17 protein-coding genes and 2 tRNA genes are annotated in these 13325 nt (G+C 61.0%); 6 read left to right on the forward strand and 13 right to left on the reverse strand.

Annotated features, from left to right (window positions below):
• Positions 1-139: 139 nt before the first annotated feature.
• From ACTJKE_RS16820 to ACTJKE_RS16840, 5 genes are all read left to right on the forward strand, one after another.
• A complete protein-coding gene (locus tag ACTJKE_RS16820; protein ID WP_057248181.1) occupies positions 140-394 on the forward strand; it encodes a GlsB/YeaQ/YmgE family stress response membrane protein in 255 nt (84 codons plus the stop codon).
• A gap of 143 nt (positions 395-537) precedes the next feature.
• Positions 538-726: a hypothetical protein gene (locus tag ACTJKE_RS16825; RefSeq protein ID WP_057248180.1), complete on the forward strand. Its 189-nt coding sequence runs from the start codon at positions 538-540 to the stop codon at positions 724-726.
• A gap of 89 nt (positions 727-815) precedes the next feature.
• Complete coding sequence (locus ACTJKE_RS16830) at positions 816-1277, forward strand: YbaK/EbsC family protein (RefSeq protein ID WP_058323563.1); 462 nt, start codon at positions 816-818, stop codon at positions 1275-1277.
• A gap of 120 nt (positions 1278-1397) precedes the next feature.
• The gene (locus tag ACTJKE_RS16835) at positions 1398-1784 is read left to right on the forward strand and encodes a DUF930 domain-containing protein (RefSeq protein WP_057248178.1); all 387 of its coding nucleotides are present in this window, start codon (positions 1398-1400) and stop codon (positions 1782-1784) included.
• A 512-nt stretch (positions 1785-2296) separates the two neighbouring features.
• A complete protein-coding gene (locus ACTJKE_RS16840; RefSeq protein WP_058329023.1) occupies positions 2297-3544 on the forward strand; it encodes a glycosyltransferase family 2 protein in 1248 nt (415 codons plus the stop codon).
• Between the two features lie 121 nt (positions 3545-3665).
• Here the strand turns inward: ACTJKE_RS16840 and ACTJKE_RS16845 are convergent, their stop codons facing one another.
• From ACTJKE_RS16845 to ACTJKE_RS16900, 12 genes are all read right to left on the reverse strand, one after another.
• Positions 3666-3887, reverse strand: coding sequence for a hypothetical protein (locus ACTJKE_RS16845; RefSeq protein WP_113398434.1), 222 nt, complete (start codon positions 3885-3887; stop codon positions 3666-3668).
• A gap of 254 nt (positions 3888-4141) precedes the next feature.
• Complete coding sequence (locus ACTJKE_RS16850) at positions 4142-4522, reverse strand: flagellin (protein ID WP_440692034.1); 381 nt, start codon at positions 4520-4522, stop codon at positions 4142-4144.
• A 75-nt stretch (positions 4523-4597) separates the two neighbouring features.
• Positions 4598-4673: transfer RNA gene (locus ACTJKE_RS16855), tRNA-Phe, on the reverse strand.
• A gap of 342 nt (positions 4674-5015) precedes the next feature.
• Positions 5016-5240 (reverse strand): DNA gyrase inhibitor YacG, encoded by a 225-nt coding sequence (yacG, locus tag ACTJKE_RS16860; protein WP_057248174.1) that lies wholly within the window; start codon positions 5238-5240, stop codon positions 5016-5018.
• 5 nt (positions 5241-5245) lie between these two features.
• Complete coding sequence (locus ACTJKE_RS16865; RefSeq protein ID WP_058323566.1) at positions 5246-5866, reverse strand: Maf-like protein; 621 nt, start codon at positions 5864-5866, stop codon at positions 5246-5248.
• Positions 5867-6016: 150 nt separating this feature from the next.
• Positions 6017-6235, reverse strand: coding sequence for a translation initiation factor IF-1 (gene infA / locus ACTJKE_RS16870; protein ID WP_004435948.1), 219 nt, complete (start codon positions 6233-6235; stop codon positions 6017-6019).
• 271 nt (positions 6236-6506) lie between these two features.
• Positions 6507-6974 (reverse strand): arsenate-mycothiol transferase ArsC, encoded by a 468-nt coding sequence (locus tag ACTJKE_RS16875; RefSeq protein ID WP_057248171.1) that lies wholly within the window; start codon positions 6972-6974, stop codon positions 6507-6509.
• A gap of 14 nt (positions 6975-6988) precedes the next feature.
• Positions 6989-7465, reverse strand: coding sequence for a UPF0262 family protein (locus ACTJKE_RS16880; RefSeq protein ID WP_057248170.1), 477 nt, complete (start codon positions 7463-7465; stop codon positions 6989-6991).
• Positions 7462-8766 (reverse strand): histidinol dehydrogenase, encoded by a 1305-nt coding sequence (gene hisD, locus ACTJKE_RS16885; protein WP_058323568.1) that lies wholly within the window; start codon positions 8764-8766, stop codon positions 7462-7464. Before hisD ends, ACTJKE_RS16880 begins: the two co-directional genes overlap by 4 nt.
• Before the next feature lie 42 nt (positions 8767-8808).
• Positions 8809-9249 (reverse strand): DUF2948 family protein, encoded by a 441-nt coding sequence (locus tag ACTJKE_RS16890; protein ID WP_058323703.1) that lies wholly within the window; start codon positions 9247-9249, stop codon positions 8809-8811.
• Positions 9250-9354: 105 nt separating this feature from the next.
• Positions 9355-10647 (reverse strand): UDP-N-acetylglucosamine 1-carboxyvinyltransferase, encoded by a 1293-nt coding sequence (gene murA, locus ACTJKE_RS16895; protein ID WP_057248168.1) that lies wholly within the window; start codon positions 10645-10647, stop codon positions 9355-9357.
• A gap of 253 nt (positions 10648-10900) precedes the next feature.
• Complete coding sequence (locus ACTJKE_RS16900) at positions 10901-11146, reverse strand: hypothetical protein (protein WP_057248167.1); 246 nt, start codon at positions 11144-11146, stop codon at positions 10901-10903.
• A gap of 157 nt (positions 11147-11303) precedes the next feature.
• Here ACTJKE_RS16900 and ACTJKE_RS16905 point away from each other — a divergent pair.
• Positions 11304-11378 (forward strand) — tRNA-Thr (locus tag ACTJKE_RS16905).
• Between the two features lie 611 nt (positions 11379-11989).
• On the opposite strand, the gene pncB is transcribed toward ACTJKE_RS16905, so the two are convergent.
• Positions 11990-13294 carry a nicotinate phosphoribosyltransferase gene (pncB, locus tag ACTJKE_RS16910; RefSeq protein WP_058329025.1) on the reverse strand — a complete coding sequence of 435 codons (1305 nt, stop codon included), beginning with the start codon at positions 13292-13294 and terminating at the stop codon, positions 11990-11992.
• Between the last annotated feature and the right edge of the window lie 31 nt (positions 13295-13325).

Consider the following 13325-nt stretch of genomic DNA (forward strand, 5'->3'; position numbering starts at 1 on the left):
TGCCCTCGTCTTGGGGGTCCGGCGCGCGCCGGCGATCATTCAAATCTCAAAAAATCGCTGCGCGATGAAATTGCCCTCTATCTGATTTCGATTCCTGATCTATCTTTCCAATCGAGATCCAATGGAAAGGGGACCATTCATGGGTATTGAAAGCATTCTCGTCTTCCTGATCGTCGGCGCGGTCGCCGGCTGGCTCGCCGGCCTCATCGTCAAGGGTGGCGGATTCGGCCTTATCGGCAACATGGTCGTCGGCATCATCGGCGCCTTCATCGCCGGCTTCCTCTTCCCGGCGATCGGCATCAGCCTCGGCAGCGGTATTCTCTCGGCAATCCTGCACGCGACAATCGGTGCGGTGATCCTTCTGGTGCTGATCCGCATCGTCAAGCAGGCCTGAGCCCACACCATTCGGCGGCAGCCGCCTTCGCGCATGGAACGGCCCTCGGCCGTTCCATCTGGACGCGCGAACAGGGCTGTAGCACTGTGATCTGCTGGACGGGTCACCGGACGGAACATCGCACTTGCCAGACGGAGGCACGCATGAACGCGCTTTACACCGACAAGATCGAGACGGCGCTCAGGTCTTTCATCGCCGATCACCCGGGAACGCTGTCACGGGATCAGGCGATCGCCACGATCCTCGAGAACTGGTTCACCAGCCATGGCTATCTGCCGCCTGGGCAAGAAGGCCGACGCCCCGAAGACCTTGACGCTTCCAACGACGACTGAGAGATTTGCCCGCGCGAAGCCGAACGCCGTGGCGGTTGTTCGTAGCGCGGCTGATCGCCATCGCTCTTCAATAACGTGAATCCTTCGCCATGAGCCTGACTTCCGTCAAAGACTTCTTTTCCCAGCACGCCCCAGATATCGATGTCATCGAGCTTCAACAGAGCACCGCCACGGTTGCGCTCGCGGCCGAGGGCCACGGCGTCGAGCCGGCGCAGATCGCCAAGACACTGGCGCTTCGGGTTGGCGACGATGTGATCCTCATCGTCACGCGCGGCGACGCCCGCCTCGACAACAAAAAGTACAAGGCCCGCTTCGGCACCAAGGCCCGCATGCTCGGCTTCGACGAGGTGGAGGCGGAGACCGGGCACCCGGTCGGCGGCGTCTGCCCCTTCGGTCTTGCCAAGCCGCACAGCATCTATTGCGACTTGTCGCTCAAGGCCTACGACATCGTCGTGCCGGCCGCCGGTGCCACCAATGCGGCGGTGCACATCAGTCCCGCCCGCATCGTCGAACTGACCGGGGCCGAATGGATCGACGTGTCGGAAACGTAGTTCAACGTTTCGGAAACGTGACCTGCCTTGGAATGGCCACAAAGCTTAACTGAAACCGCAGGCGCGTCCCGGAGTGATTTGCCGGGTCCGGTTCTTTTTCATCGCAGGAGTCCGTCGAGCATGAAGACAATCGCGTACCCGCTCATCTTCGCCGCCACATGTTCCCCGGCGCTGGCGATGGATCAGTCCCTGGTGCGCCAGTTCGAAAAGCTCGACCCGCAGACCCGGCTCGAACAGCGGTGCGATACCGAGGCGATGGAGCGCATCAACGCCGACAAGTCGACCTTCAAGCCGGACAAGGTGATCGCCTACACCTTCGCCGAGCCGGTCGTGAAGGAAGACAAGATGAAGGCGCTGGGCGCCGTGTTCCGCAGCAAGGGGGAATGGTACAAGCTGAAGTTCAAGTGCCGCACCGACGCGGAGCACCTGGATGTCCTGTCTTTCGAATACAAGATCGGCGAGCTTGTGCCGCACGAGAGCTGGGACGAGTTCTACCTCTACCCCTGACGGGCGCGCCGCCCGAACCTTTGACCGTCGTTAGAGCACAGCCATTAGAAACAGCAGCGAGCCGAGCGAAAGCGCGGCCATGATGCTCATCAGCATCTTCATCATATGGGCTGCCATTTCGTACATCCTTGTCTCTGCTCCCTTAGGAATGAACGAATGCGTCTGCTTTCGGGCATGTGGCTCGATGAAGACCGGGTTCGAGCGCCATTGTTACAACCATCGAGATTGCGCAAGCATGGTTAACAAATCGCTAACGGGGGTCCTGCTCACCCTCTGCACAGCTGCCGCCTGAACGGCCTTTATTCAAGACAAGGCTCACGCAAGATCGAAGCGGAATAACGGAGCGTAGGATCGGCCTTCTCTGCGCGCTGCCCCTTGCGCCCTGAGGCGCCCGATCCCTGCCGTTGCATCGCCAGCCACCGCTGTTCTCGTGCCGGCGTGCAAGCAAACGAGACGCGACCGGCGGTCTGCGGAAGGCCCGCTGTCGCATGTGACTGACAATGGAGAGGCGAGTGAGCCAGGTTAAGCTGAGCATCTGCATTCCCACCTATAACCGCGCGCCCTTCCTCGAAAAGGCGCTCGGCTACTTCGTCGAACTCTACCAGTTCTCCTTCAAGTACGAGATCATCATTTCCGACAACGCCTCGACCGACGGCACCCGGGAGATCGTCGATCGCTTTGTCGCCAAGGGGTTGCCGATCCGCTATTTCCGCCAGTCGGAGAATTTCGGCGCGATTCCCAACGTCATCAGCGCCGTCAGCCGCGCGGTCGGCGAATACACGCTCTACCTCGCCGATGACGACGTGCTCATCAACGATGGCTTGCGCGAGGCAATCCGCTATCTGGATCTCAATCCGGAAGTGACGGTGTGCTTTGCGCCCTGGTACACACACGACGAGATCGACGAACGTGACAGTGCGCCGTTCTTCTCGGTCGATAAGGATACCAAGTTCAAGAAACGGGACTTCGAGCCGGTTTTCGATTTTCTCGTCGACCGACATGTCTTTCCCGAGATCGGCATTTACCGGACCTCGGCCCTGCGCTCCGCCTGGGCGCCCCGGCACTTCGCCTATTGGGCCTTCGCCTATCTCGCACATTTTCTGGAACTGGGCGCCGTCACCTTCCTGAAGAAGCCTTTCTATCGCCAGGTGATACGCTCGAAGATCGTCCGCGATCGGCCGCAGGCCGGCCACGCCGAGACGCTGACGGCATGGGATACGTACCGGGGCGGTCTTGAGTACTTCCTCTACAGCGGCGCCAAGCGCGGTGCCGTCAAGCTGACCGCCGATCGGCGCACCTATTTCGATGCCCAGATCAGGGACTTCACCATGATCCGCATGAGCGTTGCCTTGCGCATGTGGATGATGAAGAAGGACTACGTTCGCGCCTATGAACTCTATACGCGGCTGATGCTGGGCGGCTTCGAGCACCATCCCGATGTGCAGCAGGCACGGGGGTCGCTGCCCCTCATGGTCGCGCTTCAGACAGTCACCTGGCACACAAACGCGATCGCAGAAATCGATCGGCTTGTTCTTCACGGCGTGGACGACCACCGCGCGATCGAGGAACTGTTGCGCGAGCTGGGCCTTCGTTCCGAAATCGCTGTCGTGCCGCCAACGACACAATTGACAGCGGACGAGGTTGCCCGCACCGCCGTGTTCATTACCGCCGATAGTGACCGCAAGCAGTATCTGCGCAACGGCCATCCGCCGAACATGGTGGTCAGCGAAGGCGATATTCTCAGTCATGTTCTGATCTGAAACGGAAGGGCGCCATGGCGCCCTTCCTTGTTTTTCGCGATGTCACTCACGCCTGAGAGGCGGACCTGTGGCCGATAGCCGACGGCGTCCCGGCCGATCGACGTCCTCTCACGTGCTTTTCCTACTTGCGCATGACGCCCTTGTAGTAGGAACCATTTCTCGGCGGCGGGCGGTTTACGGTCTTTCCGGGCGGGTTGTACTTCTCGCTCCCGTGGCCTTCATTGACCGCCGTTGGTGAAACGCCCTTGTAGTAGCTGCCTCCTGCGAACGCAGGAGCGGACACACCCGCAGCGATCGTGGCCGCGACGAGCGTTGCTAGAGAGAGCCTGGAAAATTTACGCATTTCTGATCCTCGGTTGACCCTGCCACGACCCTGTTTTTGTTGTGGTTTCGTGGCATCGATTACGCGACGAAGACGTTCGCCGCTCAGGTCCTCCCGGGCGTGAGAATATGCGGAAGCTGCGACGAACATGTAACGCAGGTGACAGCCGTCGATTCCCACCTTCGCTAAAAGGGAGGATCGATGCCTGATCAGCGACGTGCTGGAACCCTCTCGGCTGCGATGCTTTCGTCATCGCTTCGCGACGACGCGATCGCTCAGCGGAAAAGCTGCAGGATGTTCTGCGCATTGGAGTTGGCTATCTGCAAAGCCTGGATGCCAAGCTGTTCCCGCGTCTGCAATGCCTTCAGCCGCGTCGACGTCTCGTTCATATCGGCATCCAGCAAACGTCCGCCCCCCTTTTCGATGGTGGCCATCAGCGTCTGACCAAAGGTCGTCTGCATGTCGATGCGCGTCAGCAGCGAGCCCAACGCGGCCGCTCCGTCAATCGTCTTCTGCAACACGACTTCAATGTACTGAATGTAGGAATCGAGCGACTGCGGGTTCGCGGCGACATCGGTATCCAGGAAGTTGCGCCGCCGGCAGCGATCCGCTTTCGCGAGATGCTGGTGCAGGAGTGGACGACATATTGAGGGCAAACGAGTGACGCAACGCTCAGTAAACGCCGAACGTGGCTTTCAAGCTTTTCGAGACCAAACATTCAAGGAGATGAATGGTGCCCGGAGGCGGATTTGAACCACCGACACGCGGATTTTCAATCCGCTGCTCTACCAACTGAGCTATCCGGGCATCCTGCCGTTTCGGGCAGCGGTTCCTTGCGGAACCCTCGGGGCGCTTGTGTTTGCCCCGGAAGCGAGCGGGGTTATAGCATCTTGTTCGGCGGTGTCCAGCGCCAAATGAAAGTTTTTTGACCGAAATCCTGTGGACAGTCAAAAAAACCGAAAAAGCAAAGAGTTTCAGAGAGATCGCATTCGCTTCCCCCGTACTCTCCGAGACAGAAGTGGTCCTCGGAGACCGAAAATGGCGGCCGCATTCACCTGCTGGCGCGCAGGACCATCCAGGCGTCGTTCACGATAAAGAGGAGCGTTGAGGGAAAGGCCGGACCCACGCGCCCGACCGCAGCGGTACGCCTTAGCGATCGTCGTCGTCGGCCTTCGTTTCGTCGTCGGCAACCGGAATGGCATAGGAGCCGGAGAGCCAGCGATTGAGGTCGACATTGCGGCAGCGGTCGGAGCAGAAGGGATAGTGCTCCCGATGCGACGGCCGTCCGCATTCCGGGCAGGGTCGAGGCGCCCGCAGGGGCGCGACGTTCGAACCGCTCTTCTTCGTTTCGTCGTTATTTGTCTCGTCTGGCACCGGCTTCAGCCTTCCAGCCAACGATTGTGCACATCATAGCCTTCGCCGACAAGCAGGCTGACGGTTTCGTAGAGCGGCAGGCCGACGACGTTGCTGTAGGAGCCGACGAGTTTCACCACGAAGCTGCCGGCAATGCCCTGGATGCCGTAGCCGCCCGCCTTGCCGCGCCATTGGCCCGAGGCGAGATAGCTTTCGATATCGAAACCGGACAGGCGCTTGAAGCGCACCTTGGTGTCGACGACCTTCTGCCTGAGCGTCTTGTCCGGGGTGATCAGGCACACGCCGGTATAGACGCGATGGCTGCGGCCGGAGAGAAGGTGCAGTGCGCTGGTGGCTTCGCTGACCAGTTCCGGCTTCGGCAGGATGCGCCGGCCGACGCAGACGACCGTATCGGCCGCCAGAATATAGCTTCCGTCCCAGCCGGGCTCGCCCTTGATCGCCGCAAGTGCTGCGCGCGCCTTTTCAGCCGACAGACGCCTTGCGAGCGAACGCGGGTGTTCGGCACGCTTCGGCGTCTCGTCGAGATCCATCGGCATCAGGCGCGCGGGCTCGATGCCCGCCTGCGCCAGAAGTTCGACGCGACGCGGCGAGCCGGACGCCAGTATCAGTTTCTTGGCCACTGTCATCGGAACGAGCCGTCACTCCAGAGCAATTCCAGCAAAATGCGGGTGAAGCGGTTTTGCGTCTGGAATTGCAATCCAACCAAAGGTTAGAGCGTTTTCGCGATTCGAAGAAGAAGCGGAAATGCTCCAGGAATTGCGTAGAGCCGGAGCGGCTTACTTGAAGCGGTAGGTGATACGGCCCTTGGTAAGGTCGTACGGGGTCATCTCGACGAGAACCTTGTCGCCGGCAAGCACGCGGATGCGGTTCTTGCGCATGCGGCCCGCCGTGTGGGCGATGATCTCATGCTCGTTTTCGAGCTTCACGCGGAAGGTCGCATTCGGAAGCAATTCGGTGACCACGCCCGGAAATTCAAGGACTTCTTCTTTCGCCATGTAGGACTGTTCTTTCTATCTTTGTTTAGGGATACGTCAGGTATCCCGAAAAATTCGCCGGAAACTACACAATCAACGAGGATTTGTGAACCGTCTAACACCGGCTTTTGCGCTTTTGTGACGGCTACGGCGCCGCGCGTCCTATCAGAGGCGCAGAGGTCGCTATAGCACTTTGAACTGCTACGTGTCTTTAGCCTTAAATCGGATGGGATCTAAGAAGACATGGAAAAGAACTGTCGTCGGAAACCGCACTCGGATTTCCGGGAAGCTCTCAAGTTTTCTCTCGTCTGTGCGAGCCGACCAACCGATGATTGATCAGCGTCGACAGGTGATCGCGCACGGCGCGATACGCATCGACGATCTGCTCGCGGGTGCCGGCTGCCACCGTCGGGTCCGGCGTTGGCCAATAGACCACGTCGACGGCCATCGAGCGAGTCAATTCCAGCGCCTTGTGATGCGCCTCCGGCGCCAGCGTCACGATGAGGTCGAAGTAGTCGTCCTCGAGTTCATCCAGCGTGTGGGGCTGGTGGCGGCCGAGGCTCAAGCCCACCTCGGCCATGACCACGTCGACAAACGGATCGCGTTCGCCATGCCGGACGCCGGCCGAGGCAACATACGTTCCCGCTGGCAGCGCCGCCTTGGCGAGCGCTTCGGCCATCGGCGAGCGGATGGCATTCATGCCGCACATGAAGAGGACCGAGCGGGGCGCTTTCAACTGCGGTGCCTCGGTTGCCGTCATGCCGGTTCGCGCCTCTACCCGCGCCAATAGAGCACGCAGACGAGCGTGAACAGCCGGCGGGCCGTATCGAAATCCAGCCGGATCTTGCCGGACAGGCGATCCATCAGGGTCTGCGAGCCCTCGTTGTGAATGCCGCGGCGCCCCATGTCGATCGCCTCGATCTGGCTCGGTGTCGCCGAGCGGATCGCCTCGTAGTAGCTCTCGCAGATCATGAAGTAGTCCTTCACGATCCGGCGAAACGGCGTCAGCGACAGGATGTGGGTGGCGACATCGCCGCCCTTTTCGGTCGAGATCGAAAAGACCAGCTTCGCATCGACGAGCGAGAGATTGAGCTTGTAGGGGCCACAGGGATGGCCGACCGGTTCGAACAGGTTTTCTTCGAGCAGGTCGAAGATAGCAACCGCGCGCTCATGCTCCACGTCGGGCGTCGAGCGGCCGATGGTCTCGTCCAGAACGACATCGCAGAGGCGCAGATTGCGGTCCGCCTTCATCCAGCATCCCCGAGATTGAGGCGAATAGCGACGGAACGCGCATGGGCCTCCAGCCCCTCGGACTTTGCCAGCACGATCGCCGCCGGTCCGAGGATCCGCAACTGCTCCGGATCGAGCCGAAGGATCGACGTGCGCTTCATATAATCGAGCACGCCGAGGCCGGACGAGAAGCGCGCCGAGCGCGCGGTCGGCAGAACGTGGTTGGAGCCGCCGACATAATCACCGATGACTTCGGGCGTGTGCCGCCCGACGAAGATCGCGCCGGCATTGCGGATCTTCTCGACCATCGGCTCGGGATTGGCGAGCGCCAGCTCAAGATGTTCCGCTGCAATACGGTTGGCGAGCGGCACGGCCTTTTCGAGATCGGGCACGAGAATGACGGCGCCGAAATCGCGCCAGCTTGCCGAGGCCGTTTCGGCCCGCGGCAGCGTCTTCAATTGCCGCTCGACCGCGTCCTCGACCGCCTGGCCGAAGGCCGGATCGTCGGTGATCAGGATCGACTGGGCGCCGACGTCGTGCTCGGCCTGGGCCAGGAGATCGGCGGCGATCCAGTCCGGATCGTTGTGCTTGTCGGCGATGACAAGCACTTCCGAGGGACCGGCGATCATGTCGATGCCGACGGTACCGAAGACCTGGCGCTTGGCGGCGGCAACATAGGCATTGCCCGGGCCGACAATCTTGGCGACGGGGGCGATCGTCTCGGTGCCATAGGCAAGCGCCGCAACGGCCTGCGCGCCGCCGACGCGGTAGATCTCCTCGACGCCCGCAAGCCTTGCTGCTGCAAGCACCGCCGGATTGATCTCACCGCCGCTTGCCGGCACCACCATAACGATGCGGGGAACGCCCGCCACCTTCGCCGGCAGCGCATTCATCAGCACCGAGCTCGGATAGCTCGCCGTGCCACCGGGCACATAGAGGCCGACGGCATCGACTGCCGTCCAGCGCGAACCGAGGCCGACGCCCATCGTGTCTTCGTAGATATCGTCCTTCGGCCGCTGGCGCGCGTGGTGCGCCTCGATGCGGGTGGCAGCGACCTTGAGCGCGCCCAGCACTTCCGGCTCGACCGCCTGGATCGCCGCATCGATCTCGGCCGCGCTGACGGCCATCGGCGTCACGGAGAAATCGACGCCATCGAAGCGCTTGGAATATTCGGCGAGTGCCTGATCGCCCCGGGCGCGCACGTCGTCGATGATCGCCTTGACCACCGCATTGACGTCTTCGGACACCTCACGCTTGGTCGTCAGGAATGACGCGAACTTTTGTTCGAAGTCACCGTCGAGAAAATTGAGCCTGATTGCCAAAGGGGACGTCCTTGTATGCCAGTGTCGTTCGGGTCGAGCGGCTCAAGCGCCTTCGGGATGCTTGGGCTTGAAAGCGGTTTCCCACGCCCCGCCGGTATCCGCAAGCTGCGTTTCGATGCATTCGACGTCAAGCGCGATCGAGGCATCGCCGGCTAGAACCAGTTCGAGCGTGCCTTCCGGCCCCTCGCCGCGCACCGTGAACTTGAGCGTCAGCAGGTCAAGTACCGCTTCATCGTCGCGGCGGTCAAAGCCGACCGAGCGGACCGCATTCACCCGCTTGAACAGCAGCAGCGCGCGACGACGCTCGAAGGAGCGGCGCTTGCCGTCGGCCGTCTCCCAGACGAAGCGATTGACGACAAGCGAAAATAGCTTGCGGCGGGCGTCATATTCCAGCCCCGATACCTTGAACACGGCATCCTGGACATGGGCGGAGACGACAGCGAGATCTTCCTCGTCGAGCGCCAGCAGCTTCAGACCATTCATACCGTCCATTCCTTTCGTTTCGCCGCACATTTTCCGTGCCACAATTGAAATGGACATAGGATGTTGCGCCTGAAACCGCAACGGTATCAGGCGCAACCGATCAAATCAGTCGCTGACACGCTCGACATGCGCGCCGCAACGGGTGAGCTTCTCTTCCAGCCGCTCGAAGCCGCGGTCGAGGTGATAGACGCGCGAGACCATGGTTTCGCCTTCGGCTGCAAGGCCGGCGATGACGAGCGAGACCGACGCACGAAGGTCGGTTGCCATGACAGGCGCGCCCTTCAGCCGGCTAACGCCCTCGATCTTGGCCGTCTGGCCGGAGAGCGAGATCTTGGCCCCGAGGCGGGCGAGCTCCTGCACATGCATGAAACGGTTCTCGAAGATCGTCTCGGTGATGTGCGAGGTGCCGTTCGCCCTGGTCATCAGCCCCATGAACTGCGCCTGCAGGTCGGTCGGGAAGCCCGGGAAAGGATCGGTGACGATATCGACCGGCTTGATGCCGGCACCGTTGCGCACGACGCGGATGCCGCTGTTGGTCTCGGTGATCTCGGCGCCGGCGCGGCGGATCGCTTCCAGCGCCGTGTCGAGCAGCGCCATGTTCGTGTCTTCAAGGATGACGTCGCCGCCGGTCATGGCAACCGCCATGGCATAGGTGCCGGTCTCGATCCGGTCCGGCAACACGCGGTGACGGGCGCCGGAGAGCGAACGTACGCCTTCGATCGTGATCGTCGGGGTGCCCTGGCCGGTGATCTTGGCGCCCATGGCATTGAGGCAGTTGGCGAGGTCGACGACTTCGGGCTCGCGCGCGGCGTTGCCCAGCACCGTGGTGCCGTTTGCAAGCGTCGCGGCCATCATCAGGACGTGGGTGGCGCCGACGGACACCTTCGGGAAAGTGTAGCGTGCGCCGACCAGGCCGCCTTCCGGCGCCGTCGCGTTGACGTAGCCGCCGTCGATCTCGATATTGGCGCTGAGTGCCTGAAGGCCTTCGATGAAGAGATCGACCGGGCGCGTGCCGATGGCGCAGCCGCCGGGCAGCGATACGCGGGCCTTGCCTTCACGGGCGAGCAGCGGGCCGATCACCCAGAAGCTTGCGCGCATCTTCGACACCAGCTCGTAAGGCGCGGTCGTATCGACGATGTTGCGGCAGGTGAAATGGATGGTGCGGGCGTAGCTCTCGCCCTGGCGCTCGCGGCGACCATTGACGGAGATGTCGACGCCGTGGTTGCCGAGGATGCGGATCAGCTGCTCGACGTCGGCCAGATGCGGCACGTTTTCGAGCGTCAACGTGTCGTCGGTCAGAAGCGACGCGATCATCAGCGGCAGGGCCGCGTTCTTGGCGCCGGAAATCGGGATGACGCCGTTAAGCTTGTTGCCGCCTACAATCCTGATGCGATCCATGAGGCCTCTCGAACGGGCTTGGCCCGCCTTTCCAAATATTTTCTATGTTGTCTGAAGGCGCCTCTTTAGTGGAGACGCCGCGAAATTAGAAGTGCCTTGAACGCCGCGCGCCCATTCGGACGCGAAAGGTCGCCATATCGGTTAAGTCGCTGCCCTGGATCGACCCGACCAAGGGCATTTATGCAATTGGACGCCAGACGGCTGAGCCGCCGGCAAACGGGAAGGAGCCGGCGAACGCCGCCCCTGCCCCGTACTAATCTTGGGATTCGTCCGTTTTTGCGGCAGGAAGGCCGCTGACCTCATCGGCTGCACCGGAACGGCGCGCCCGCGCCTGCTGCTTGCGGCGCTGAAGATTGTCGCGCAAGTTCCTGGCAAGACGCGCCTTTTTCAGGTCCGACTCGGTCGTATCCTTCTTCTTCTCCCGGCGCACCTTGCCCTCGGTCCGCTGCTCTTCCGGCACGGGCTCGGTTTTCTTGCCGTCGCTGTCGTTTGTTTGCATAGTCCTGCATTAGCGCAAAACCAGGGTCTTCGGAAGCACCGGCGAACTTTCTCACAGGTCTTCACGAAAAACTTCGAAATGCGACTTGCACTCCCCGCTCAGCTATGGCAATAGCCCCCTCGCTTGATGCGGCTTGTCAACGAACCGGCCGCCAGATGCTGCTATAGCTCAGGGGTAGAGCACTCCCTTGGTAAGGGAGAGGCCGAGAGTTCAAATCTCTCTAGCAGCACCAGTTTTCCTCATGCGAAATCAATCAGATATCTCCGTTGGGACGCCGCGACTATCCTGGCTTGTCCTGCGTAAACGGCGACACCTGCACTGCCGTTCTGTTCGGGCAACCATCCAAGGCGTCCGCAAAAGTCCGACCTCCCGCTCCCGAATTTTCCTTCGGGAGCAATTATCGTGTTCGGCCAATTGCGATATCCTTCGATTCGGGCGCGCCCACGCCTCCCCCCTCCGCTCGGGAAAGTAGATTTCATACGGGGCACTCTCGCCATCGAACCGACTGTTCGAGCACCAAGCATCGGGAACGTATTCCCCGATGCCGCGTTACCGTTTCAAAGGCAGTAACGCGGAGGCTTGCATATGAAAGGTATCGTTCTCTGGCTCATGGGCGTGCCGCTCATCGTCATCATCCTTCTCTATATGTTCGTGTTCTAGAGAGGTGAAATGCAACGGCAGGTTGGCGCCTTAACGCAACCTTAAGATTCCACTGCCAGATTTGACATTGCGATGATGGACAGTCGCAACATCTTTGATCCCCTTTTGAAACCGGCTTCTGCCGGTTTCTTTTTTTGAAGTGGTGGAAAGCCGCTCCATACTTTTCCTGGAATAGCTTGGCGGCTAAACCTTGACCGCCTGCTCGACGAAGTCCTGTGAGCCGAAGAACTTGAGGTAGCGCTCGACCTCCGCCGGATCGCCGGTCGCCTTGCGTGGATTATCGGAGAGTTTCACCGCCGGGCGGCCATCGGCTTCGCTGACCTTGCAGACGATCGAGATCGGGTTGAGGCCGCTGATTTCCGTCGGGGCGCAATCGGCAAAATCGTTGGTAAGGTTGGTGCCCCAGCCGAAGCTCATGCGCACGCGTCCCTCGAAATGGCGATAGGTCTCGATGATCGTGTCGACGTCGAGGCCATCGGAGAAGATCAGCAGCTTCTCCCGCGGGTCCTTGCCCATCTTCTTCCACCAAGCGAGGATCTTCTCGCCACCTTCGATCGGCGGCGCACTATCCGGCCGGAAGCCCGTCCAGTCCGCGACCCATTTGGGTGCATCGCGAAGGAACGCCGCCGTTCCAAACGCATCCGGCAGCACGATCAACAGGTTGCCGCCATAGAGCTGGTTCCAGTCCTGCAACACCTTGTAGGGGGCGGCGGCCAGTTCCTTGTCGTTGCGGGCAAGCGCCGCGGCCACCATCGGAAGCTCATGCGCGTTGGTGCCGAGCGCTTCCAGATCCGTATCCATGGCAAGCAGCACGTTGCTGGAGCCCGAGAAGGAACTTCCGATCCCTTCCTTCAGCGCCTCCACGCACCAGCGTTGCCAGAGGAAGCTGTGTCGGCGCCGCGTACCGAAATCCGAAATCCTGAGGTTCGGATACTGCCGCAGGCGCTCGACCTTGGACCACATCTTTGCCTTGGCGCGAGCATAGAGCACGTCGAGGGTAAAGGGGCCGAGGCCCTTCATCGCCGAGCGTGAACGCAACTCATTGATGATCGCGAGCGCCGGGATTTCCCACATGGTGGTTTCCGCCCAGCGGCCACGGAAGGTCAATTCGAACTGACCGCCGCTGCGTTTCAACTCATAGTCCGGCAGGCGGAACTTGGCGAGCCAGGCAAGAAATTCCGGCGAGAAGATCTGCTTGCGACCGTAAAACGTGTTACCGGCGAGCCAGATCATCTCCTTCTTGGAGAAGCGCAGCTCGCGCGCATGATCAAGCTGATCGCGCAGTTCCTGCTCGTCGATCTCGTCGGCAAGCCGTACCGTCTTCGTGCGATTGATCAGCGAGAAGGCCGCATCGACATCCGGATAGAGCTGCCAGATCATCTGCAGCATCAAAAGCTTGTAGAAATCCGTGTCCAGCAGGCTGCGCACGATCGGGTCGAGCTTCCAGGCATGGTTATAGACACGCCTGGCGATATCGGTCTTCGTCATTGGTGAAATCTCTCCTTCCTCAGCGCGAGGG

It is taken from the genome of Ensifer sp. 22521 (assembly GCF_052044795.1).
GTDB lineage: Bacteria > Pseudomonadota > Alphaproteobacteria > Rhizobiales > Rhizobiaceae > Ensifer.

Coding starts and splice junctions, on each gene's coding strand:
- ACTJKE_RS16820 (WP_057248181.1), top strand. CDS start 140: ATGGGTATTGAAAGCATTCTCGTCTTCCTGATCGTCGGCGCGGTCGCC.
- ACTJKE_RS16825 (WP_057248180.1), top strand. CDS start 538: ATGAACGCGCTTTACACCGACAAGATCGAGACGGCGCTCAGGTCTTTC.
- ACTJKE_RS16830 (WP_058323563.1), top strand. CDS start 816: ATGAGCCTGACTTCCGTCAAAGACTTCTTTTCCCAGCACGCCCCAGAT.
- ACTJKE_RS16835 (WP_057248178.1), top strand. CDS start 1,398: ATGAAGACAATCGCGTACCCGCTCATCTTCGCCGCCACATGTTCCCCG.
- ACTJKE_RS16845 (WP_113398434.1), bottom strand. CDS start 3,887: ATGCGTAAATTTTCCAGGCTCTCTCTAGCAACGCTCGTCGCGGCCACG.
- ACTJKE_RS16865 (WP_058323566.1), bottom strand. CDS start 5,866: ATGACAGTGGCCAAGAAACTGATACTGGCGTCCGGCTCGCCGCGTCGC.
- infA (WP_004435948.1), bottom strand. CDS start 6,235: ATGGCGAAAGAAGAAGTCCTTGAATTTCCGGGCGTGGTCACCGAATTG.
- ACTJKE_RS16875 (WP_057248171.1), bottom strand. CDS start 6,974: ATGACGGCAACCGAGGCACCGCAGTTGAAAGCGCCCCGCTCGGTCCTC.
- ACTJKE_RS16880 (WP_057248170.1), bottom strand. CDS start 7,465: ATGAAGGCGGACCGCAATCTGCGCCTCTGCGATGTCGTTCTGGACGAG.
- ACTJKE_RS16890 (WP_058323703.1), bottom strand. CDS start 9,249: ATGAATGGTCTGAAGCTGCTGGCGCTCGACGAGGAAGATCTCGCTGTC.
- murA (WP_057248168.1), bottom strand. CDS start 10,647: ATGGATCGCATCAGGATTGTAGGCGGCAACAAGCTTAACGGCGTCATC.
- ACTJKE_RS16900 (WP_057248167.1), bottom strand. CDS start 11,146: ATGCAAACAAACGACAGCGACGGCAAGAAAACCGAGCCCGTGCCGGAA.
- pncB (WP_058329025.1), bottom strand. CDS start 13,294: ATGACGAAGACCGATATCGCCAGGCGTGTCTATAACCATGCCTGGAAG.